This is a genomic window from Spongiactinospora gelatinilytica (assembly GCF_003236385.1).
Taxonomy (GTDB): Bacteria; Actinomycetota; Actinomycetes; order Streptosporangiales; family Streptosporangiaceae; genus Spongiactinospora; species Spongiactinospora gelatinilytica.
Window position 1 is genome coordinate 1 of the sequence record NZ_POUA01000043.1, and the last position, 23,943, is coordinate 23,943.

Annotated in this window: 11 protein-coding genes, 1 tRNA gene and 1 pseudogene; 11 read left to right on the forward strand and 2 right to left on the reverse strand. The window is 66.6% G+C overall.

The features are described 5' to 3' along the window. Window positions 1-129 precede the first annotated feature (129 nt). From C1I98_RS08460 to C1I98_RS08485, 8 genes and pseudogenes are all read left to right on the forward strand, one after another. Window positions 130-203, forward strand: a tRNA-Ile gene (locus tag C1I98_RS08460). 193 nt (window positions 204-396) lie between these two features. Beyond that, entirely contained in the window at window positions 397-1,605 is a 1,209-nt protein-coding gene (locus tag C1I98_RS08465) for a tyrosine-type recombinase/integrase (protein WP_158557967.1), read from the forward strand. Window positions 1,606-1,610: 5 nt separating this feature from the next. Beyond that, on the forward strand, window positions 1,611-1,790 hold the full coding sequence (locus tag C1I98_RS08470) for a hypothetical protein (protein ID WP_146607337.1): 180 nt from the start codon (window positions 1,611-1,613) through the stop codon (window positions 1,788-1,790). Between the two features lie 122 nt (window positions 1,791-1,912). Beyond that, window positions 1,913-2,137: pseudogene (locus C1I98_RS45585) on the forward strand (TIGR02679 domain-containing protein); the annotation flags it as partial. A gap of 16 nt (window positions 2,138-2,153) precedes the next feature. Continuing rightward, window positions 2,154-2,426 (forward strand): TIGR02679 domain-containing protein, encoded by a 273-nt coding sequence (locus tag C1I98_RS44935; RefSeq protein ID WP_199536805.1) that lies wholly within the window; start codon window positions 2,154-2,156, stop codon window positions 2,424-2,426. Between the two features lie 145 nt (window positions 2,427-2,571). Next, window positions 2,572-3,000 carry a DUF2399 domain-containing protein gene (locus C1I98_RS42695; protein ID WP_199536806.1) on the forward strand — a complete coding sequence of 143 codons (429 nt, stop codon included), beginning with the start codon at window positions 2,572-2,574 and terminating at the stop codon, window positions 2,998-3,000. A gap of 170 nt (window positions 3,001-3,170) precedes the next feature. Further along, on the forward strand, window positions 3,171-5,084 hold the full coding sequence (locus C1I98_RS08480) for a hypothetical protein (RefSeq protein WP_146607338.1): 1,914 nt from the start codon (window positions 3,171-3,173) through the stop codon (window positions 5,082-5,084). A gap of 58 nt (window positions 5,085-5,142) precedes the next feature. Next, the gene (locus tag C1I98_RS08485) at window positions 5,143-6,786 is read left to right on the forward strand and encodes an Hsp70 family protein (protein ID WP_111166524.1); all 1,644 of its coding nucleotides are present in this window, start codon (window positions 5,143-5,145) and stop codon (window positions 6,784-6,786) included. On the opposite strand, the gene C1I98_RS08490 is transcribed toward C1I98_RS08485, so the two are convergent. Continuing rightward, complete coding sequence (locus C1I98_RS08490; protein WP_158557968.1) at window positions 6,698-10,084, reverse strand: DEAD/DEAH box helicase; 3,387 nt, start codon at window positions 10,082-10,084, stop codon at window positions 6,698-6,700. The genes C1I98_RS08485 and C1I98_RS08490 overlap by 89 nt on opposite strands. Before the next feature lie 317 nt (window positions 10,085-10,401). On the opposite strand from C1I98_RS08490, the gene C1I98_RS08495 reads away from it, so the two are divergent. The 3 genes from C1I98_RS08495 to C1I98_RS08505 are packed head-to-tail and all read left to right on the forward strand — an operon-like array spanning window position 10,402 to window position 23,635. Further along, window positions 10,402-16,623: a protein kinase domain-containing protein gene (locus C1I98_RS08495; RefSeq protein WP_233507484.1), complete on the forward strand. Its 6,222-nt coding sequence runs from the start codon at window positions 10,402-10,404 to the stop codon at window positions 16,621-16,623. Next, window positions 16,623-19,490: a DEAD/DEAH box helicase gene (locus C1I98_RS08500; RefSeq protein ID WP_233507486.1), complete on the forward strand. Its 2,868-nt coding sequence runs from the start codon at window positions 16,623-16,625 to the stop codon at window positions 19,488-19,490. The genes C1I98_RS08495 and C1I98_RS08500 overlap by 1 nt, the downstream gene beginning before the upstream one ends. Beyond that, window positions 19,490-23,635, forward strand: a complete 4,146-nt coding sequence (locus C1I98_RS08505) for an Eco57I restriction-modification methylase domain-containing protein (RefSeq protein ID WP_111166528.1) — start codon at window positions 19,490-19,492, stop codon at window positions 23,633-23,635. Before C1I98_RS08500 ends, C1I98_RS08505 begins: the two co-directional genes overlap by 1 nt. On the opposite strand, the gene C1I98_RS08510 is transcribed toward C1I98_RS08505, so the two are convergent. Further along, window positions 23,553-23,747, reverse strand: a complete 195-nt coding sequence (locus tag C1I98_RS08510; RefSeq protein ID WP_111166529.1) for a DUF397 domain-containing protein — start codon at window positions 23,745-23,747, stop codon at window positions 23,553-23,555. The genes C1I98_RS08505 and C1I98_RS08510 overlap by 83 nt on opposite strands. Window positions 23,748-23,943 lie beyond the last annotated feature (196 nt).

Genomic DNA, 23,943 nt, shown 5'->3' on the forward strand with positions numbered 1-23,943 from the left:
CACCCCTGCTGACCCACCCCCGGCTTGCGGCCGCGCCCGAATCGGTGAATCCTGTGCTGTGCAGCAGGTGTGTTCACATGGTACGTTCACACAGGTTTGCCGAAGCCGCAGATCATTCCGCGCCTTCGGGGGGCGGTAGCTCAGCTGGTCAGAGCATCGGACTCATAATCCGTGGGTCGTGGGTTCAAGTCCCACCCGCCCTACCGATATAACCGCAGGTCAAACGCCTGTTTCGGACGATGCCGGCGGGTCGCTAATGATCACCTCAAGATCATGTTCCCCCGATGTTCCCGCATCGCGCCACGCGGCAGTCGGCGTTCGATCATCTCCGCGCGTCCCCGCCGCCCGCCAGCCCCGGCGTCCGTCACCATGCCATCAGCACATCAAGGGGCACAGGTGGCGAGAATCATCGAACGCACGGCCAAGAACGGCGCGAAGTCCTGGCTGGTCAAATGGCGCATCGGCGGCGGCAGGAACAGTAAGGAAGACTTCGAGACCTGCTACGACCGCCAGATCGCCGACGACTTCGCCGCCCTGGTCACCCTCAGCGGCGAGAACCGCCCCCACGGTTACCTCAAGGGCTGCCACGACATCGAAGACCCCTACTACGACCCCACACACGACCCTGAGATGCCAAGCTTCGAGCAGTACGCCCGCCACAACCACGCCACCCGCTTCGGTGCCTCCCCCACCCAACGCGCCACCTACCTCGCCGAAGCCGAACGCCACATCTTCCCCCGCTTCGGCCACCTGCCACTCGACCAGGTCACCCGCCGCGTGCTACGGGAATGGGTCGAATGGATGCTCACCAAACCCTCCGCCGGCAACCAGCTCCAACCCGGCGCCGCCATGTCCGACGAACAAGCCGCACGACGATGGGCACACGCCAACAACGTCGCCGTCAAGAAGACCGGCCGCCTCTCCCCGGACGTGCTGCGCCAGTGGCGAGATGCAGGCTCACCCCAACCTGCACCGCCGGACGCGGGCACACTGTCGGCCGCCACCGTGGCGAAGGTGTACCGGGGAGCGATCAAGCCCGTCTTTCAGGCAGCCCTCCATCAGGGCGAAGACGGCGAACCCCCGATACTCACCTCCTCCCCTTGCACCGGCTTCCACCTGCCGACCGCACCGATCATCGCCCGAGCCGTCCTCTACGGCCCCGAAGTCGCTCTCTATCTCACAGCCGTCCACGACATCGACCCCGACACCGCCCTGTTCATCATCACCGAAATGGCCACCGGCCTCCGCTGGGGCGAAACCGCCGGCCTCCACGTCACCCACCTCGACCCCGCAGGGCGGCAACTCCATATCGTCCAGGCCTACGCCTACCTGCTCGACCAGACCACCGGCCGCCGCCGCTGGCAAATCAAGCCCTACCCCAAGGGCAAGAAACAGCGCATCGTCCCCATCAGCCCAGACCTCGCAGCCCTGCTCACACGCCGATCAGAGGGAAACCACGCCGACCAGCCGCTCTTCCAGAGCCGCACCGGCAGCTACATCGACCACCACAACCAGCGCAACCGCACCCTCCAACCAGCACTCACCCTCGCCCGCGAACGCGGCCTGGCCAAACACATCCCCCCACACGCCTCCGCCGCACCGTGATCACCATGCTCCGCGACGGCGGCGTCGCCCCCGGCATCATGCAACTCATCGCCGGCCACGCCTCCTACCGAACAACCGCCACCTACTCCAGCCACCACACCCCGGCCCAACGCCCCCTCTTCCTCGACGCCGTCCAACCCATCGTCACCGCGGCCAGCCTGCTGTTCGACATCCCAAAGTCGTGACGGCCCAGATCAAACGACCCTCGGATGAAAAGTCCGCCCCGGAGTGCGACGGGTGCCCGTTGGCTGACCTCCCCGGCCGCCACCTGGTGGCCGCCCGCCGTCGCCTGGAGCGCACCGGAGGAGTGCTGGAAGGCTCCATCGGGCTGAACGCGCCCACCGACGACGAGCGGCGCGCCATCATCGGCATCACCGGAATCTACCGCCCGGAAGGCGTCAAACGGCTCACCGTGTCGCTGGCCGAGCTCGACGCCGCGATCCCCGGCGGGTTGCTCCAGGCGCTGGGCGGCCGGCTCAGGGGCAGGGCGGCGGAACGCGCCGCCGAAGAGGCGGCCAGGATGGACCTGCTGGCCACCCCCTCACGGCATGCGGGAACCCCCCTGGTTCTCCGACTGGCTGGCCGCGATGAGCGCCGACGGCACCCTCACCCGGCTGATCAAGCGCGGCGACGGCCACCTCATCCGCCAGGCGTGCGCCGTGCTCGACCTGCTTCCCGCATCCTTCGTCCCGCTTCCGGTGCCGGCCGAGGCCGCCACGGGCGACACCAAGGCACTCGGTCGCGGCAGCCCGCCGGCCACGCTGGTGCTGCGCGCGCTCGCCCTGCGCACGCCCGGGGAGCTCGCATCGCGCGAGCTGTGAGAGTCGGCCGGGGTGATCCTCGACGACCTGGCCAGCCAGGCGCTCGTGCTCAATCTCAGGACCCGCGGCGGCACAGTCGTGTCGCTGCTGGCTCGACGACGCCGCCGCGCACGGCATCCCGTTCCGGCTCACCCTCCAGCAGCAGGTGGAGTACGACACCGTGCCTGCCGTCGAGGCGATCTACGTCTGGGAGAACCCCGCGGTCCTCCGCGCCGCCCCCGCCGAACTCGGCACGACGTCGGCCGCTCTGATCTGCACCGGGGGAATCCCCTCGGCGGCGTGCCACAAGCTGCTCACGGGTTGCCCCCGCCCGCGCCGGCGCGCCGACTTCGACTGGACCCGACTGCGCATCCTCGCCTCCGCCCGGCTGCGGCACGGCGCGATTCCGTGGCGGATGGGGGCGGCCGACTACTCCATCGGACTGGAGCTGGGCGAATCCACCCCGCTCACCGGCAGCCCGGCGGCCAATCTGTGGGATCCGGTTCTTGCCGTCCGGATGGCTGCAGCCGGGCGGGCGGTCATGGAGGAACGCCTCATCCCGGCCCTTCTCTCCGACCTGACAAGGACACGGTGAACGGCCAGGAAAAGGTCGCACGCCGGGGTGGCATAGAACCGTCTTCATGCCTTCAGAGAGCTCGGTCATAGTGCTCAACGAGGTCGATGAGCTCCAGCGAGTCACAGCGGCAGTAGGGGCACCCGACGAGTCGATCAGCAGAACTGAAACAACCCCTACAGTTAGGACTCGTGGATCGAACTCAGGTCATGGTGCGGCGACTGGGGGACGGCGAGCACGTCCGTGTAGGAAAGGTGCTCGCCCGCGAGCGAGGCATCTTCGCCGTGAGGTGGAGCGACGACGGAACCGAGGAAAGCCTCCGGCTGGACCACCGCAATCTGCTCGTCACTGAGGGAACGCTTCGCTTCATCTCCCTGATGAACCCCGAGCAGATCAGCAAGGGGTTCACCGATGACCCCCTCCGCCTAGTGCTCCAACTACTCAACGAACACCCCAATGGGTTGAAGGCGACGGACATCAAATCCAAGCTGGTGGATCTCGGACTCGACGGGCAGTCGGTCGGCAGGGCGTGGAGGTCGATCCAAACCAAGCTTGCCAAGCATGGCGATGTGGCAATCAGGGGGGGAAACAAGACGGCCAAGACGTACGTCTACCGAGTGAAGCCGTCGAACACCCCGCCCGTACCCTTGCCCGACGTCGGCATGCCAAAAGACACTGAGGTTCCCCAGGGCATCATCGCATCAGAAGCGGTCCCCGATCCCGCTCTAGCGGAAGAGCCGGTCAAACCGTTCTCAACCCGATTGGCCTCACTTCTCGGTTTCAAGCAGGCGCGTACTATCCCCCAGCTCCTCGCCGAGCCCCTCCGTACTGGCGTGACGCTCGGAAGGCTGGACAGCGCCGCGGTCGAGCGATTCCATGGTCAACTGGACGAGAGCGATCGGCGGACCTTCTCCACGCTGCTGCTTGCCGTACCGAAGAAGACCCAGGCCGTATCGCTGCCTGTGGAGGTTCAGCATGGAGTGCTGGTCGCCGCGATCTCCGAACTCCTCACCGAGGCGCCTGCGGAATTGCGGGCGGCGGCCGGATGGCTGCTGCGTCGAGTCGCGGCGAGCTCCACGCTGCCGGCCGAGGTAGCCGGACCCTTCGTCCAGTTGGCGTTGTTCCTTGCCGACGATCCGCAGAAGGCAGATCTCGAGGTCCTGGATCTTGTCGCGCATGCCCTGAGCCGTGCCGTTCCCGCTCTGAGCGAAGACGTGGTCTCGTCTGACCGGCTCGCGCTCCTGGCGCAGGCGCTCCCCTTCTCGGAAAAGGGCGGCCGGGTACCACTCATGGTGGCCGTGCACGAGCGATCGCCGGCAAGCCTGCTGAGCCTTCGATGGTGGGACGGAGCATCGACGGAAACCCTGGTCGAGTGCGGGCAAGGACGGCTTGGCAGGATCATCGCTTCTACTGAAATCTTGGAGCCGATCATCCGCCCCTTGCTGGAACGCGAGCTGGCCGAGGTCACCACCAGGGCAAGGCTCGGAATCTTTCTGCGCCTGCCCGCCGAGCTGGCCGAACACGTGCCAGTTCCGGCGTTCGTGAACGCCTTTCAGCGAGTCGGTCGACATGACCCCATCGCTGCCGCCTGGGCCAAGGCGCTTGGCGGCGAGGAGCAGCTCGCCTCGGCCCGAGAAGAAATCGATCGAGCACGTCAGGATACCGAGACGGCAATGACCCTGAAGAACGAGGCCGAGCGCCTCGTTCAAGAGCTCACCGAGCGTTGCGACCGGGTTGAGCGGCAGTTGCAGGAGACGCAGGCCGGCGTGCTGCGAAGGCGGGCTTCACAGGACCGTCAGCTTCAGATCGACGTGATGAGGGCACTGGCCGACCTCGCGGCCGAGGTCGAAGAACTCTCGGTTCGAGGTGTCTCATCCGAGACGATGATCGCGCGTGTTCACGGATTGGCAGCCACCTACGGCCTTTGGCCAATCGGTCCAATTCACGAGAAGTCAGCCTTCGACCTAAAGCTACACAAGGCCATAGCCGGTGACCCCCAACCGGACGACGAAGTGATCGTTCGTCGTCCCGGCTACATCTGGTCCTCGTCGACAGAAGAGGTGGTGCTTCACAAGGCGCTGGTCGAACACCTGAAACGCCGGTGAAATCGTCGTAGCCATGCCGTACCTTGACCAGCAACCCCCGGATAGTTGAGGAGTGCGAATGGCCCGGGAGCACGCAACCGGTATCGATTTCGGCACGTCGACCTCCCTGGTGGCCGATCAGACAGGTCGGCTTCCGCTTGAGATCGTGCCTATCGGGCACAGCACGACGTGGCTGCCGTCCGTCGCCGCCATGATCGGTGGCGCCTTGCTAGTGGGCGAGGAAGCGGAAGATCAGCCGGCGAACCGGATCATCAGGTCGGCGAAGCGGGCCATAACCGAGAACCGAACGATGCTTCGGGTCGGCAATGCCGAAGTCGACGCCGACAAGGTGATCATCGCCCTGCTGAGCGAGATCGCATGCCGGGCCGAGGCAGCGGGACAGTCGCTCAGCGAAGCGGGCGAAGTCAGGCTGGGCTGCCCGGCCATGTGGACGGGAGACCAGCGCGAACGGCTGCTCAAGCTCGCGGCCGAAGCCGGTCTCCCCGTTACGGGCGCTAGCCTGATCGACGAGCCCATCGCCGCGGGAGTCGCCTGGGCTACTCACCGCTTCTACCAGCCCGGGAAGCGCCCACGAGGCAAGCTGCTCGTCTTCGACATGGGCGGTGGCACACTTGACATCGCCGTCCTTGATATCGCGGGCCGGGACCAGCCGGTCATCTCGGTTCTGTCCGCTCTCGGCAATGCGGAGGCGGGCGACACCCTGGACCGGGCGATCGTGGCTCAGCTCACCGCGATGCTGGCCAGCCGTCGGGTCGCCGTCGGCAGCCTGCCGAACCCGCATCTTGTCGACGCGCTGTTCCTCAACGCGGCGCGCGAGGCCAAGGTCCGTCTCACCTCAACCGATTCCCACCGGGTGCTGATCCGCGGCCTCGACCTGCCCGAGCTGACCTACACCCGCGGTCAACTGGTCGAGGCGTTCCGTCCTCAACTCGACCGGGCGGAGGCCTCGATCTTCGCGGCGCTGAGGAGCGCCAAGATGACCGAGACCATCCCCCTTCCCAGCGGCGGCACCCGGACGCACTCCCCCGAGGCGTTGCGTCGCATCGGCCCCGACGGGCTGGTCAATGAGATCAAGTACGTTGTGCTCGCGGGCGGCATGAGTCGCATCCCGTACGTGGGCGAGCGCCTGGGTGCTCTGTTCCCCAGAGCCGAGGTGTTCGACACGACCAGCGTCGCCCCGGAAGAGGCGATCGTGGCCGGGCTGACCAACACCACTGAGTACGGCAGGCTGAACCTGCACCGCCCCAGCTTCGACTTCATCCTGGAGTGGGACTCCGGCCAGGAAGTGATCTACCGGGCTCACACACCTCTCTACGATCCGTGGCAGGCGCTTTCGATGTCCACCCTCTATTACGACTGGCGGGCGGTCACCTCCAACTGCCCCCGTCGGGGCGTCGGCCGCCTTCGCGCTCGCTCCATCACGGGCGAGACCATCAACATCGGGATCAACAACACATTCCGCGACCATCTAGAGATCAGGCTCGGTGAGCCGACCGCCTTCCGGCTCTACTGCGACGGCCGGATCGTCATCACCGACGGCAGCGGTCAGGCGGGAAGCCTTCGCGTCGACCGCTGGCCCGTGATCCACAGTGGCAACTTCGCCGAACTGGTGCTCAAGCGCGTGGCTCCCGCTCACCAGGGCGGCCGTGAGCCGGACTGGGGCTACGGCCAGAAGGAGTGGGCTCCTCCTTCACACCGCTGATGAGCAGCACCGCGACCTCGCTAAGCCGCAGGTGGAGTGCCCGGAAGGCACTCAGTTCCTCATGGACGTGCTGACGACGTGCCCGCAGATTCCGCAGCCGGCCCTGGTGCATGCGCCGGATACTCTGGTCAACCTGCCTGGCCAGCAACTCCTCCACCTTGCGAATCTGCAGGTCAATGATGTTCTCCTGAGCTCGGATCCGCCCGTCGACGAGGGCCGCGTTCTCTTGCTTGAGGGCGTTCTCGACCTCGACGTGCCTGTCTGCCACCCGCGCTTGCGCTCGTCGCCATAGCTTCTTCAAGTCCTTGGGCATCCTCCTGTCACCGTCTCGCAAAGTGCCTTCGGCGAGAGCGATCAGCAACGCGTCACCTGCGGCCTCCGAGAGTTCTCCCGACTCGACATCGATGGCGGTCGTCCACAGCTCAAGTCGTGGACGAAGCCCGCTGGACTGCACGAGGTCGATCGTCACGAGATAGCGGCATCCTTCAGGCAGGCCCGGCACTGCCACCGAGCCGAACTTCTGCAGGGCCAGCTCTTCTTCGCCGAGGACCTCGATGGCGAGCTTGACCAGCGGATGCCGGGCAGAGAGCAGCTCGACATCGAGCTTGCTGGCCACCTCCGGATCGAAGGTGCACTCGATGGGCACACGGTCATGGAGCAACGTCGCGAGCTTGTAACGTGGATACTTGCTACCGGTGCCATCGAAATCGCTCACCCGCAGGCGATTCGCCAGGTCTTGCGTTCCCATGATCTTGACGACACCCTGACTGTCCACCTTTCCCCAGCGCCCACCGTACTTCTGGAAGAGTCTGTCGATCATTTCGCGGATCTCCGCGGCACCGATGAAGCGCCCGTTGCCGGGGCCCTCCGCGCTGAAGCCCTCCACGAGCATGCTGTCCAGACCTCCCAGGAGTGAGCGAGAGGCGTGCAGTTCGTCAGCGTCCAGCTCACGCCCTTCGGCCGCCACCGCGATCCGCTCCAGCTCCCGTTCCCGCTCCTCTGGGCTGAGGGTGGGATCAAGCAGCCTCGCGAAGCTGTCGCGCAGGATCGGCTCCAGCTCGCCTACGGCGTTCTGGAAGATGCCGATGCGGTCGTAGAGCCGCTGGAAGATGTCGGTCTCGATCGTGCCGGGGACCCGCAAGTTGTAGATGAAGATTTTTTCGTGCTGCTGGCCGAAGCGGTCCAGCCGTCCGATGCGTTGCTCGATGCGCATCGGGTTCCAGGGCAGGTCGTAGTTGACGAGCGCCTGGCAGAACTCGAAGTCCAAGCCCTCGGAGCCGACCTCGCTCAGCAGCAGGATCTCGAACTTCCCCTCGCGGAAGTCACGCATGACGTCCTGCCGCGCGATGGGCGGCACGTCGCCGTGCATGACACCGCAGGTGAAGCGCTCGCTGAGCCTGCGTTCCAGATAGGCGAGCGTTGGCCGGAAGAACGAGAAGATCATCACCTGGTTGATGCCATGCTCACGAAGCCGTAGGAGCTCCTCCAGGAGGCGCTCGTACTTGGTGTCATGCGGCACTGGCTCAACATCCGCGAGGAACTCACGGAGAGAAGTAAGGTCGGCGGCGTCGAAGTCATCATCGACGTCGTCGATGCCGTCGAAGAGAGACGCTTCGCGTCTGCGCATGACCTCCTGCGAGGCGGGGATGCAACTAGCCGCCTGCCGCAGCGGCATCTGCATGATGAAACCCGGCGGCACGCCTTTGGACCATGCCCGCAGCCAAGCCCACCGGTATACCGCCTCGTAATAGGCGCGTTCGGCCGCGGTCCACTCGACGTCGATGTTGCGCGGCTCTCGTACGGCCTTGCGGTCGGGTACGTCCGCCTTGCGAGTCCGAGTCAGCACACCGCTCAGGACGTTCAAGTCCGCGAGGAGCTGCCGAGCCCGCGCCTTCTCTTGGTGCGTGAGCGGTCGGTCCACATCGAGTCGATTCCTGAGCACGTCGTAATCCGGCCGGTCGGTGATGTTCTGCCCGAAGCGCATGCGATCGAGCCGATTGAGCTCGGTCAGCAGATCGCGTGGCGCGTTATTGCCGACGAGCCCACTGGACACCTTGTTGAGCACCGCGTTGGGCTCCAGTTGCCTGGCAAAGACGTCTCGGTCACTGAAGTTGCCCTCCTCGAGGAGGTTCACGAGATTGAACAGATCATCATTGCCGAGGTTGAGCGGCGTGGCCGAGAGCAGGACGAGGTAGTCGCTGCTGTCGGAGAGCAGTTGCCCGAGGGCATTGGCCTTGCTCTCGCGGTTGCGCATACTGTGCGCCTCATCGACGATCACGAGGTCGAAGCGCGGCTGGAGGGTGCCGAGCCGCGCCAGGACCTTGTCCGCGATGCGCAGCGACTCGATCGAGATGACCGCGTGCAGGGTCGGATCGTCTCCGCTCTCGACCCGGTCGAGCCAGACGTCAAGCTCTTTCGGGCGCAGCAGTTCGAGGTTGCGGTCGAAGCGCCGGCGCATCTCGGCCTGCCACTTGTACTTGAGCACCGAGGGGGCGATGACCAGCACCCGGTCCAGCTTTCTCCGTTGCTCCAACTCGCTCCAGATCAGGCCCGCCTCGATCGTCTTACCGAGACCGACCTCGTCCGCGATGAGAATTCGCCCGGACGAGCCAGTGAGCATCTTGAGCACGGGCTTGAACTGGTAGGCGCGGAAGACCGTCTTACTGGAGGCGAAGGAGTAGATCGTGTCCGTCAGCGGATGGGTCAGTTTGGTCCAGGTCAGAGTGAGCGCGATGTCGTCCGCTCCTGCCGGGTCTTGCGCGATCCAGAACTTCATATCGTCCGGGTCACCGACGGCTGCCTGCAGAGACTGCTCGGTGAAGCGCTGCTTCTTCCCCCTGATGTCGACCTCGTAACGGGGGACGGAAGTTCCTCCGAGCACCTTGAGCACGCTGCCCACGACAGAGTCTCCATCGGGCCTGACAAGATCGCCGACCCGGAAACGCGAGTCGCCGCCGAGTGGTTCTGCCTGCTCCCACAACTCCTGATGGGCCGCCCAGGCGGTGATGAGGTGGCCGGAGTCGAGGGAGCGGCGGTCAGCGCTCTCCGCTTCCCCGAACGTGCCGTCCAGGATCACCACTGCGTGCCACTCCTGGTCGATCTCGACGGCGTAGACGCCGCTTTGGACGAGGCCGGCCACATGGCTGGACTGCACGCTGCGGACTTCCGGCGCGAGTGCTTTGAAGCGATCGCGATGGCCATCCAACGCGGTACCGATCACTAGGCATGTGACTAGATTGAGCTGCTCCAGCCAGCGCAAATCGTCCAGGCTGGGTCGGTACAACAAATCCGCCGTCATGAGAAGCCCCATCGCATCTGTGAATAAGACCGACATTTCTCGACGGAGATGAATCCACAAATGTCAAGAAGGTCGTGGATCGATTAGCGCGTGTTACCTGTCGTGACTGAAGTGTGTAGCGTAATAGATGAGCACGCAGGTGTCATTATCGGACAATACGTCATAGATTTAGTCAGGGACCATTACCGGCGCTACGAGCCGACCAGAGCACCTCGCCATATCCGTTGACTATGTTAACACTCACCCTATACCCAAGCGCCAGCAATGCGTGTACGGTGGCCCCTAGTGATCATCGCGCAGACGGCGAGGAGCTGACGGTGAACGTAGACGTGGTGGCGGACCGGTTCCGGCTCCTGGCTCCCCTCGGCAAGGGCAACATGGGAGAGGTCCACCGGGCCAAGGACCTTCACGACGACGCCACGGTCGCCGTCAAACTGATCCTCCGCAGCCGAACTGGAACGGTCCTGAGCTCTCGTACCGACGCCAAGGCGGCGCAGCGGTTCGACCGCGAAGTGCGCATCATGCGCAGGCTCAAACACCGCAACCTGCCCAAGACGATCGCCGGCGGCGTCGACTCCTCCGGTCTGCCGTACCTGGCGATGGAGCTGCTCGACGGCGAGTCCCTCACCGACCTCATCACCGAGCATCCACAGCTCCCCGTCTCCTGGGCCGCGGCCCTGGGAGCGCAGATGGCCGACGCGCTGTCCGCCGCCCACGGCGTCGAAGTCGTCCACCGCGATCTCAAGCCCAGCAATGTGATGCTACTGGGCGGTGGCCTGGTCAAGGTTCTCGACTTCGGCGCAGGCCGGGTCATCGGGGACATCGAGCATAGCAAGATCACCAGCACGGGTGTCACGGTCGGCAGTGCCCGTTACATGGCCCCTGAGCAGTTCCGCGCCTCGAGCGTTACTCCGGCGGCCGACCTGTACGCCCTGGGCTGCGTGCTGTTCGAAATGCTCACCGGTGTCCCGCCGTTCCACAGTGAGTCCGCCTACGACCTCGCTGAGAAGCACCAGAAGGAGCAGCCGCCACCTATCAGCCTGCTCCGCTCCGACGTCCCGCAGGATCTGACACGCCTGGTGGAGCGGCTACTCGCCAAGGACCCGTCCGACCGGCCCGCAGACGCGGTCACCGTCCGGGAAGCGCTGCTACCGCTCATCGAAGGGACGGCGAACGTCCCCGGTTGGTCGGACTTCGACCCGGTTGCCTGCCTCAAGGCCAGGCCGGCCGATCAGGTGGAGATGCCCGCCCCGGCAGCGGAGCCGCGCAGCGCGGGCTCCGGTATGGACGTTTTCGGCGTCCACCAGCAGCTGCTCAAGGACTACAGGGCGTTCACCGAGGGCGGCACGATCATTCGCGACGGCCGGATCGCGGCCTTCGTCGAAGACGATCTGGACGCCAAATCACAGTGGCCCGATCCGTGGGTGTCCCTGAACCCGTTCTTCAAGTCGGGCGGCACGGTGCTGGAGGCGTCCCAGAAGGGGACCCTGCACCCGGAGTGCACCCGCATCTTCCAGGTCGGCAAGGCCGAGGAGGGCACGGAGTGCGACGGCCGGCCGCTGACCCTCCACCAGCACCAGCTCGAAGCCATCAAGACCGCACAGTCCGGTAGCTCGTACGTGCTCACGACCGGCACGGGCTCGGGCAAGTCCCTGGCCTACATCGTGCCGATCGTCGACAGAGTGCTCAGGCAGCGGGACCAGGAGGGCCCGAAGGCGCGCAAGCGCGTGCGCGCGATCATCGTCTATCCGATGAACGCCCTGGCCAACAGCCAGCTCAAGGAGCTGGAGAAGTATCTGCGGGACGGTTACGACGCCGGCCGGGAGAAGGTGCGCTTCGCCCGCTACACCGGTCAGGAGGACGAGGCCGCCCGCAAGAAGATCCGCGACAGTCCGCCGGACATCCTGCTCACCAACTACGTGATGCTGGAGCTGATGCTCACCCGGCCCGAGGACCGCAGGTCGCTCATCAAGATGGCCGAGGGGCTCGAGTTCCTGGTTTTCGACGAGCTCCACACCTACCGCGGCCGGCAGGGCGCCGACGTGGCCCTGCTCATCCGCCGGGTGCGCGACGCCTGCCGTGCCACGAGCCTGCAGTGCATCGGCACCTCCGCCACCATGGCCACCGAGGGCACGGCCCAGGGCCGCCGCGACGAGGTGGCCCGCATCGCGACGACGCTTTTCGGCACGCCCGTCGACGCCCCGAACATCATCGGCGAGACGCTGGTCCGCGCCACCGGGGAACCGCCTGAGACGGTCCCGGTCGAGCGGCTGGCCGCGCCAGGGGCGCCGCGCGCGTACGAGGACCTTGTCAGGGATCCCCTGGCGCGCTGGATCGAGACCCGCTTCGGGCTCACCGTCGATGAGGAGGGACATCTGGTCCGCCAGCAGCCCGCCAAGATCGAGGAGGCCGCCATCGAGCTGGCCGAAGCGAGCGGTCTGGACGCGGAGACCTGCGTGAAGGCGATCCGGGCAACGCTGAAGGCCGGATCGGAGGCGTGCCATCCGCTGACCGGCCGCCCGCTCTTCGCCTTCCGGCTGCACCAGTTCCTGTCCAAGGGCGACACGGTGCACGTCACACTCGAGGACGAGTCGAGCCGTCACCTGACCCGCGACTACCAGCTCTACCAGCCCGGCACCGACGGCAAGATCCTGCTGCCGCTGGCCTTCTGCCGCGAGTGCGGCCAGGAGTACCTGACCGTGTGGCGCTCGGAGAAGAACGGCAAGACCGTGTACGAGAACCGCCGCGAGACGGCCGCGACCGGCGGCAGCGGCGAAGACGGCTACCTCTACATCGACTCCACCCATCCCTGGCCGTTCAGCGTCGAGCAGGCGATGAAGGACCGCCGGCTGCCCGAGTCCTGGCTGGAGTTCGACGCGCATGGCGAGGAGATGGTGCGGGACTCGTACCGGCCGAGGATCCCCCGCCTGGTGACCGTCGATCCTTACGGCGTCGAGGGGCAGGGCGAGCTGAAGGCCGCGTTCATCCCAGCCCCGTTCCTGTTCTGCCTGCACTGCGGGGTGAGCTACGAGCAGGTGCGCGGGAGGGACTTCGCCAAGCTGGCCCGGCTCGACCAGGAAGGCCGCTCCTCGGCGACGTCGCTGGTCTCCGCCTCGATCGTCCGCTCGCTCAAGCAGGTACCGGCCGAGGCGCTGAAGAAGGAGGCCCGCAAGCTGCTGACCTTTGTCGACAACCGCCAGGACGCCTCCCTGCAAGCGGGGCACTTCAATGACTTCGTCCAGATCACTCAGCTGCGCAGCGCGCTCTACCACGCGGCGACCGCGGCGGGTGAGGAGGGCGTCCGGCACGAGGACCTGGCCGCCCGGGTCTCTGGGGCCCTGGGGCTGAGCCCTGCCGACTATACGGCGGGTGATGATCCACCACCGATGATGGCCGCCGGCGCGGCGAAGACGCTACGGGACGTCATCGCCTTCCGTCTCTACCTGGATCTGCAGCGGGGCTGGCGGGTCACCATGCCCAACCTGGAGCAGACGGGGCTGCTGGTCATCGACTACGCGGACCTCGACTGGCTGGCCGCCAGGGACGAACGGTGGAGCGACGCCCGTCCCGAACTGCGCCAGACCGAGCCGGGGCAGCGCGCCGAGATCATGCGGGCGCTGCTGGACGAGATGCGCCGGTCGCTGGCCATCGACGTCGAGTACTTCCGGGAAGATTTCGACAGCCTGCAGCGTGCGAGCGAGGAGCGGTTGAAGGATCCATGGCGGCTGGCCGGCGGCGACCGGCCGAAGGTGAGCACCGCCTACCCGCAGGGGTCCCGCCCCGGCATCGATCGTTCGGGGTTGTTCCTGTCCGGGAGGGGCAAGTTCGGCAAGTACCTGCGGCGGATCCACTTCCCTCAGGTGTCGGCCGACGACGCCCAGCGGATCATCGCGGACCTGATGAAGGTGCTGGCCAAGGCGTATCTGCTGACGACGGCCGAGGTCGCACCGCAGCGGGCCGGCCGTTACCGCCGCCCTTCCGGACCGCCCATCACCGGTTACCGCATCGCCGCCGCCTGCCTCATTTGGCGGGCGGGCACCGGCGAGAGCGGCACGCACGACCCGCTGACCCGCACCTACGCCAGCGGCGACGGCCCACGCGTCAATGTCTTCTTCCGCGACCTCTACCGCGACACGGCCGCCGCCCTCGGGGGCCTGTCGGCCCGCGAGCACACCGCACAGGTGTCACCGCAGGACCGGGAGCAGCGAGAGGAGGCCTTCCGCAAGGCGGAGCTCAAGCTGCTTTACTGCTCCCCCACCATGGAGCTGGGCGTGGACATCTCCGAGCTCAACGCGGTCATGATGCGCAACGTGCCACCCACACCCGCCAACTACGCCCAGCGCAGCGGCCGGGCCGGCCGGCAGGGGCAGCCGGCGCTGGTCACCACCTACTGCGCCACCGGCAACAGTCACGACCAGTACTACTTCCGCCGCTCCGACCGCATGGTTGCCGGGGCGGTCCGCCCACCACGGCTGGACCTCGCCAACGAGGATCTGGTCCGCTCGCACGTCCAGGCCATCTGGCTGGCCGAGAGCGGGCTCCGGCTGGGCAACAACATCCCGACGCTCATCGACCTGAGCTATGACGAGGGCGCCCGCCGCCCCAACCCCGATCTGCTCCTGCACGCCTACGTCGAAGCCGACGTTCGTGATCAGGAAGCTCGCCGGCGCGCGGTGGCCGCGGCCCGCAATGTGCTCGATGAGGTGCTGCCCGGCGCCGGTGAACCGCCCACCTGGTGGCACGAGGAGTGGATCGAGGAGCAGGTACGCCGCGCTCCCGAGGGCTTCGACCGGTCCTTCGACCGCTGGCGCGACCTGTTCAGGGCGGCCCTCGCCGACCAGGCCGAGCAGAACCGGCGGCGCCTGGACCACACGCTCACCGACCGCGACCGCAAGATCGCCGAGCTGCAGCGCAAGCAGGCCGAAACCCAGCTCGACCTGCTGAAGAACGAGAGCGTGGACAGCCGGTCGCTGCTGTCGGACTTCAATCCGTACCGCTACCTGGCCAGCGAGGGCTTCCTGCCTGGCTACTCCTTCCCCCGCTTGCCGCTGGCGGCGTACATCCCGACGACGGGGCGGCGCTACGGCGACGGCGACTACCTGCAGCGGCCCCGATTCCTGGCGATCAGGGAGTTCGGGCCCGGCGCGCTGATCTACCACGAGGGCAACCGCTACCAGGTGGATCGCATCCAGCTGCGTCCCGACGCCTCTGGCGAGGTGGTGACCACCGAGGCACAGCGCTGCGTCGGTTGCGGCTACCACTACGACTCGGCCGACCGCGCCGACAAGTGCGACGTGTGCGGCGCGGCACTGCCCACGCCGACGCGCGGCCTGCTCCAGCTGCACACCGTCTACACACGGCGGCGGGAGCGGATCTCCTCCGACGAGGAGGAGCGGCGCCGCGCGGGCTTCCGGCTGGTGACCTCCTACCGCTACAACGATCATGGGCAGCGAACGGGCCGCCGTGACGCGCTCTTGGCCGACGCCGCCGGGAAGCTCGCGACGCTCTCGTTCGGCGACTCCGCCACCGTACGCATCTCCAACATGGGACGCCTGCGCGCCAAGAAGGACGACCCGGACGGTTTCTGGCTCGACCCGGCCGACGGCCGCTGGCTGAACGAGCAGGCGGCGGCCGACGCCTCCGGCGACTCCAGCGAGATGCCGGTCGTCGACGCCGACGGCAACGAAAAGCGTCAGCGCAAGCGGGTCATCCCGTACGTGCAGGACACCCGTAACATCCTGGTGCTCAAGCTCGATGAACCTCTGCCCGTGCCGGTCGCGCTCTCATTGATGTACGCGCTCGAACGCGGTATCGAAGCCGCCTTCGAGCTGGAGGACTCGGAGTTGACCAGCGAGTTGCTGCCGCCCAACGAGGGGCCGCGGGATCGCATGCTCTTCACCGAGGCCGCGGAGGGCGGCGCCGGGGTGCTCCGGCTGATGCAGTCGGAGCCGGGCGCGCTGGCCCGCGCCGCCACCGAGGCGCTGGAAATCTGTCACTTCGCCCCTGACGGCACCGACCGCGGTGGCCCCCGCCCCGACCGGAAGTGCGCCCGCGGCTGCTACGACTGCCTGCTCACCTACGGCAACCAGCTCAACCACACCGACATCGACCGGCATTCGGTCCGCGACCTGCTGCTGCGCCTGGCTGCAGCCGAGGCCAGGCCGACCGGGCGCGGTGAGAGCCGTACCGAGCAGCTGAACCGGCTGGCGGACCAGTCGGAGAGCGGGCTGGAGCGCGACTTCCTCGCCTGGCTGAAGCAGCAGGGGCTGCGTCTGCCTGACGAGGCGCAGACGTTCATCACCGAGGCGCTGGCCCGGCCCGACTACGTTTACCGGCTGCCCGGCGTCAAGCTGGCGGTCTTCGTCGACGGCCCGGTCCACCATGACGCGGTGGTCGCCGAGCGGGACGCCGAGGCGGAGGAGCGCCTCTTCGACCAGGGCTGGGACGTCATCCGCTTCTCGCACGACGCAGACTGGGCGGCGGTCGCGTCCCAGAACGAGCGCTACTTCGGATCCATGACGACACAAGGAAACAGCTGATGCCCGCCTACTCCGCCGGATCCTTGGTCTCGGCCAGGGGCCGCGACTGGGTGGTGCTCCCCGAGAGCACCCCCGACATGCTGGTGCTGCGCCCGCTGGGCGGCTCCGACGACGACGCCGCCGTCTTCCCGGCGTTCGAGGAGGTGGCCAGCGCCAGCTTCGCGCCGCCCTCGCCCAAGGATCTGGGCGACCAGTACGCGGCCGGGCTGCTGCGCTCAGCGCTGCGCATCGGTTTTCGCTCGGGTGCGGGGCCGTTCCGGTCGCTGGCGGGGATCGCGGTGGAGCCGCGGGCGTACCAGCTGGTTCCGCTGATGATGGCGCTGCGGCAGAAGACCGTGCGCCTGCTGATCTCCGACGACGTGGGCATCGGCAAGACCGTCGAGGCCGGGCTGATCGCCGCAGAAATGCTCGCCCAGGGCAGCGCGGAGCGGCTGGCCGTGCTCTGCTCACCGGCGCTGGCCGAGCAGTGGCAGGAGGAGTTGCGGACCAAGTTCGGCATCAACGCCGAACTCGTCTTGGCCTCCACGGTCTCGAAACTGGAACGGGGCTTGGACCTGGGTCAGTCACTGTTCGACAGGCACCACAGGGTGATCGTCTCCACGGACTTCATCAAGTCCACCCGGCACCGCGACGACTTCGTCCGGCACTGCCCCGACCTCGTCATCGTGGACGAGGCGCACACCTGCGTCGCCGCCGATGACAGCACCTCCACCCAGAACCAGCTCCGCTTCGAGCTCCTGCAGCGGATCGCCAAGAAGCCCGAGCGGCACCTGCTGCTGGTGACCGCGACGCCGCACAGCGGGAAGGAGAGCGCCTTCCGCAACCTGCTGGGCCTGCTCAGCCCCGAGCTGGCCTCGGTCAAGCTCGACTCGGACGCCGGGCGGCGGCTGCTCGCCCAGTACTTCGTGCAGCGCAAGCGGGCCGACGTGCGCCAATTCCTCGGGGTGAACGACGGCCTGGCCGACGACAGCCAGCGCGAGGACACATCCTTCCCCTCCGACCGCTTCTTCAAGGACGAGACCTACCGCCTCTCCCCCGCCTACCGGGCGCTACTCGAAGACGCCATCGCCTACGCCAGCGAACGGGTGTGGGCAGCGGGCGAGCAGGGCAAGCGGGAGTCCCGCATCGCCTGGTGGTCGGCGATCGCGCTGCTGCGCTCCATGGTCTCCTCACCCCGTGCCGCCTCCCAGACCTTGCAGACCCGCTCGGCCGCCGCCGTCGCCGCGAGCCCGGAGGAGGCGGACCGGCTGGGCGCCCCGCTCACCAGCGACGCCTCCGACAGCGACGTCATGGAAGGTCTCGACGTCGCGCCGGGCGCGGAGACCGATGGGGCGAAAGCGCGGCTGGCCCAGCTCGCCGAGCGTGCCGTGAAGCTGGAGGGCCCGGAGGAGGACCTGAAGCTGGCTGCCCTGGTCAAGCACCTAAAGGTGCTGATCCGCGAGGGCTACAACCCGATCGTCTTCTGCCGCTACATCCCCACCGCTGAGTACGTCGCCGAGCACCTCGACGGCAATCTCGGCAAGAGGACCGTCGTCCGGCACGTCACCGGCACCCTCTCCCCGCAGCGGCGCCTGCAGCACATCGAGGAGCTGGCCGAGGAGAGCGCCGACGCCCCTCGCGTCCTGGTCGCCACGGACTGCCTGTCGGAGGGCGTCAACCTGCAGCACCACTTCGATGCCGTCGTCCACTACGACCTGGCGTGGAACCCGACCCGCCACGACCAGCGCGAGGGCCGCGTCGACCGCTACGGCCAGAAGCGCGACGTCGTCAAGGTCATCACCCTGTACGGCAACGACAACGGCATCGACGGCAAGGTCCTCGAAGTCCTGATCAAAAAGCACCGCCAGATCCGCAAGGACCTCGGCATCTCCGTCTCCGTCCCGGACGCCGCCTCCGCCGGGGTCACCGACGCCATCGTCGAATGGCTGCTCATGCGCAAGCAACAGCCCGACCAGGAGGCGCTGTTCGGGCTGGAGGAGCTCGACCGCAAGTCCGAGACCCTGGAAGCGGAGTGGAACTCGGCCGCCGAGCGCGAACGCACCTCCCGCTCCCGCTTCGCCCAGCGCTCCATCCACCCGGAGGAGGTGGCCCGCGAGGCCGTCGCCATCCGCGACACGCTGGGCCGGTCGGACGAGGTGCAACATTTCGTACGCAACGCGCTCGACGCGCTGGACGGCGTGATCCGCGAGAACGGCGTCCCTGGCGACTTCACGGCCGACATCAGCGGCACCCCCGCCGGCCTGCGCGACGCGATCGCCCCCGTGTCCGGCGGCGAGCCGAACCGTCCGATCCCCTTCCGGACCACGGCGGCAGTGGCCCGCGGCGAGGCCGCCCTGGTCCGTACCGATCCCGTGGTCGGGGCTCTGGCGGGGTACGTGCTCAACACCGCACTGGAGACCGAGGGCAGGCGTCCGGCCAGGCGCTGCGGGGTGATCCGCACCGAGGCCGTACAGATTCGTACCACGCTGCTGCTGGTCCGCTACCGATTCCACCTCACGCTGCCGTCCCGCTCGGGCGAGAAGCAGCTCGTCGCCGAGGACGCCCGGCTCCTGGCCTTCCAGGGCTCGCCCGCGAACGCACTCTGGCTGCCACCGGAGGAGGCGCTCCAGCTCGTCGACGCCACCGCCGACGTCAACACCGATCCCGTCTTCGGCGAGCGCACCATGACCCGCGTCCTCGACGGCCTGCCCGCCACCGCCGGTCACCTGAGCGAGTACGGCAAGCAGCTCCAAGCCGAGCTGGAGGACTCCCACCGCCGGGTGCGCAGCGCGTCCGGCGAGATCGTCCGAGGTCTGGACGTCGCCGTGCAAGAACCCGCCGACATCCTCGGCGTGTACGTCTACCTGCCCGCCGGAGGGGCCGCCTGATGTCCGCCGTCACCCGCAACCAGGTCTCCTCCGCCGTCCACACGGTCGGAGGTCTACTCCCGGCCGACATGCTGCTGCGCATCTCGGAGGGCAAGGGCGTCCCCGGCTGCCTGCCTGTCGATTACAAGGTCATCGGCTCCCGTACGGTGCGGGACGACGCCGAGCGGCACTGGGAGTACCTCAAGTCGGTCTGGAAGGAACTGCGGGAGAAGCTGCCGGTCGCGCCCGAGGTCGAGACGCCGGCCGACCCGACCGGCCTGGCGATCTCGCAGTGGCTGGTGCCGCTCTTCGCTGAGCTCGGCTTCGGCGAGCTCTCCACCGTAGGTGCCGCTGGCATTCCGTCCGATGACGGCAGTCGCACGTTCGCGATCAGCCACCACTGGCAGCACGTCCCGATGCACCTGGCCGCGTGGGACACCGACCTGGACAGGCACCGCAAGGGCCAGGTCCCGCCGCAGTCTCTCGTCCAGGAGTTCCTCAACCGGACCGAGGCCCACCTGTGGGGGGTCATCACAAACGGGCGGCGGCTGCGCCTGCTGCGCGACTCCAGCGCCCTCGCGACGGCCTCGTACGTGGAGTTCAACTTTGAGGCGATCTTCGACGGCGAGCTGTTCAGCGAGTTCGTGCTGCTCTACCGGCTGCTGCACTACACCCGATTCAGAGTCGAGGACAACGAGGCGCCGTCGGCCTGCTGGCTGGAGAAGTGGCGTGTCGAGGCCATCGTCTCGGGTGTACGTGCCCTGGAGGGCCACCGTGACGGCGTCCAGAAAGCGATCACTGCGCTGGGCACCGGTTTCCTGAAGCACCCTGCCAACGAACGACTTCGGGCCGAGCTGGACGTGGACAAGTTCCACGCCGCGTTGCTCCGGCTCGTCTACCGGCTGATCTTCCTGTTCGTCGCCGAGGACCGCGACGCCCTGCACCCGCTCAATGCGGATCAGCAGGCCCGCGAGCGCTACGAGAAGTACTTCTCCTCCGCCCGCCTTCGCCGCCACGCCCTCCGCCGGCGCGGCACCTCCCACACTGACCTCTACCAGGCGTTAAGGATCGTCCTGCACACCTTGGGCGACGAGAACGGCCATGAGAAACTGGGCCTCCCCGGTCTCGGCGGGCTCTTCGACGACACCGATACGGACGCTCCGCTTCAAGGCACGCTGATCGCTAACGCCCACCTGCTGGAGGCGGTCCGGCACCTGGCCCGCGTCAAGGACGAGGGCTCCTCTAGGTGGCGCACCATCGACTACCGGAACATGGGCGCGGAGGAACTCGGTTCCATCTACGAGTCCCTGCTGGAGCTGATCCCCAAGCACAGCGGGGTCGACCGTACCTTCGAGCTCGTCAACCGCCTCGGCAACGACCGCAAGAAGACCGGCTCCTACTACACGCCCAGCTCGCTGATCGAGACCCTGCTCGACTCCACCCTCGACCCCGTCATTGACGACGCGCAGAAACGCGGCGAGATCAAGGCGTCGGCGGCGGGCGAGCCGGACGCTTCCGATCGCATCGTCACCGAGCTGCTCTCCCTGACCGTCTGCGATCCGGCCTGTGGTTCCGGCCACTTCCTGGTCGCCGCCGCCCGCCGCATCGCCAAGCGAGTCGCCGCCGTCCGCGAGGGCAACCCCGAACCAACGCTGGATGCGGTACGGCACGCGCTGCACGAGGTGATCGCGCGGTGCGTGTACGGGGTGGACCTCAACCCGATGGCGGTCGAGTTGGCCAAGGTCTCGCTCTGGCTGGAAGCCTTGGAGCCGGGCAAGCCGCTCGGTTTTCTGGACGCGCACATAAAGCACGGCAATGGCCTCATCGGCGCGACACCCGCACTGATGCGCGACGGCATCCCGAACAAGGCGTTTAAGGCCGTCGAGGGGGATGACGAGGCGTACGCGAGGTTCCTGACCGCTCAGAACGAGCAAGAACGTGCGGGACAGGGAGGCCTGTTCGATCTGGACACCGAGACGAAGGTGACCAATACGGCGCTGGCCTCCCGCCTGCGTGCCATCTCTGATGCGCCTTCGGACACACTCGCTCAGGTCCACCGGCAAGAGGCGGACTACCAGAAGTGGGAGTCGTCACCAGAGCACGTTCAAGCGCGACACCTGGCCGACGCCTGGTGTGCGGCATTCATGTGGCTCAAGGCCAAGGACGCCCCGCCTCCGATCACACACAGCGTCTTCCGCGCGCTGCAGGATCCGAAGCTCAAGGCCGCCTCCCAGAGCACTCACAACGAGATCGTGAAGCTGCGCCTTAAGTACCGATTCTTCCACTGGCACCTGGCATTCCCCGACATCTTCGCTGTCCCTGAACACACCGGCTCGGATGTCGATCCCGCTACCGGCTGGGCAGGCGGCTTCTCCTGCGTGCTGGGCAACCCGCCATGGGACAAGGTCGACTTCGAGGACAAGAAGTACTTCAGCGTCGTCGAACCCTCAATCGCGGCCATGGCCGGCCAGGCACGCCGCACGAAGATCGCCCGGTGGGCGAAGGAACACCCGGAAGCAGGCCAGAAGTACAGGGACGAGCGCCGCAAGGTGAAGTCCACGTTTCTCTTCGCCGCAGCATCCGGAGTCTTCCCGCTCTGCGGCAAGGGCCTCACTGTGAAGGGCGTCAATTCACTCCAGACAGACCAGCTCTTCGCCGAACGGTTTACCTCCATCGTCGCTCCTGACGGGCGGGTCGGGTGCATCGTGCCGACCGCTATCGCAACAGGCGCAGGTGCACAGCACCTGTTCAGCGAGCTTACGCGACAAGGCGCGATCGCATGCCTGTACGACTTCGAGAATCGAAAGCCACTGTTCATCGGCGTGCACGCCAGCTACAAATTCTGCCTGCTGTCATTGGCTGGCCGGAAACAGCGCGAGAGAGCAGCCAAGTTCGCCTTCTTCCTCGAAGACACCAGCGATCTCGACGACGTCGCACGAGTCTTCAAACTCAGTCCGGAGGAAATCACCCTCATAAATCCCAACACTGGCAACGTGCCGATATTCCGCACGCGCCGCGACGCCGACCTAACGGCAGCAATTTACCGGCGTCTTCCAGTTCTCTGGGACGAAACCAAGCGGGACGGAAACATCTGGAGAGTCGTCACGAAAAACCATTTCAACATGACCGACGACTCCGATCTCTTCCGCAGCCGTGAGCGCCTGGAAGCCGAGGGATGGAAGCTCCGCGGCAATATCTTCGTGCGCGGGGAGGAGCGGATGCTGCCGCTATACGAAGCCAAGATGGTCGACTTCTTCAACCATCGTGCAGCCGATGTGATCAGGAGTCCCACGGCCGTCACTCGCCAAAACCAGCCTCGTTATCTGACCAGCAAAGAGCTACGTGATCCAGCACGGCTCGCCATGCCACTGAACTGGATCGCCGAAAGCGGATTTATTGCAACGAGCAGGAATGGCAAAGGCGTGCAGGTGCCGGGTGTTTTGCTGCGCCTTAGCGAACTGAAGTGGGACAGGGACTGGCTGTGCGGCTGGTGTGACGTAACCTCTTCCACCAATGAACGAACCGCTATTCCAGCATTCCTCCCACGGGCAGCGGTCGGTCACACCTACCCCTTGATGCTGCCGCATGTTTCACCCGCCTTGGCAGCCGCCCTCATCGCCGCCCAGAGCTCCTTGGTCTTCGATTTCGTAAGCCGGCAAAAGACCGGTGGCATCCATATGGCTCTCATGACATGGAAGCAGCTTCCGCTTCCCACCCCTCAGTCGCTGGAACCCCACAAGGCTTTTGTTGTTCCTCGCGTCCTCGAACTCGTCTACACCGCTTACGACATGACCGGACTCGCCCGTGACCTCGGCGACTCCGGTGAGCCGTTCCAATGGGACGAAGAGCGTCGCGCCCAGATCCGAGCCGAACTCGACGCCTACTTCTTCCACCTCTATGGCGTCGATCGTTCAGACGTGGACTACATTCTGGAGACCTTCCAGTCGGAGACCGGCGGGCTCAAGAACAACGAGATTGCCAAGCATGGCATTTACCGCACGAAGAAACTCGTCCTGGCCGAGTATGACCGCATGGCAGCAGGCGGCTTAAGTCTTGCCACTCCCCTCATCGAGGGAGAGAACTTCACCTCCGTACTGATCGCGCCGCCCGGCCATGGCCCTCGCCACCCGGCCAGAGACGCTGCGAGGAAGTCATCTGAGAATTAGAATCGAGGGTGAATTCATCGGTCTTGACGCCGTCGATGAACGCTTTCCACCCGTCGCCGCCGAAGAGCAGTCTGGGGTCGTCCGGGCCCCTGCTGTCACGAACGGCGGTCACTCGGGAAGCTCAACCCAACCTCCACGCGGCGTCATTCAGGTCTGTCCGCGCCTCGCTCCCTCAGTCTTTAATGGAGATATCCGCTTAAGGCATTCCCATGTCCTGGGCGCTTCATAGCGATGCCAAATCGAGGCCACGGCATCACGCTGGCGTAGTGCTATGCGCTTGCGCCGGTGAGCCCGAACCGACAACATCA

Excerpts from the sequence above, each read along its gene's own strand:
- C1I98_RS08485 (WP_111166524.1), top strand. The coding sequence starts at position 5,143 with ATGGCCCGGGAGCACGCAACCGGTATCGATTTCGGCACGTCGACCTCC.
- C1I98_RS08470 (WP_146607337.1), top strand. The coding sequence starts at position 1,611 with ATGCTCCGCGACGGCGGCGTCGCCCCCGGCATCATGCAACTCATCGCC.
- C1I98_RS08500 (WP_233507486.1), top strand. The coding sequence starts at position 16,623 with ATGCCCGCCTACTCCGCCGGATCCTTGGTCTCGGCCAGGGGCCGCGAC.
- C1I98_RS44935 (WP_199536805.1), top strand. The coding sequence starts at position 2,154 with ATGCGGGAACCCCCCTGGTTCTCCGACTGGCTGGCCGCGATGAGCGCC.
- C1I98_RS08505 (WP_111166528.1), top strand. The coding sequence starts at position 19,490 with ATGTCCGCCGTCACCCGCAACCAGGTCTCCTCCGCCGTCCACACGGTC.
- C1I98_RS08490 (WP_158557968.1), bottom strand. The coding sequence starts at position 10,084 with ATGACGGCGGATTTGTTGTACCGACCCAGCCTGGACGATTTGCGCTGG.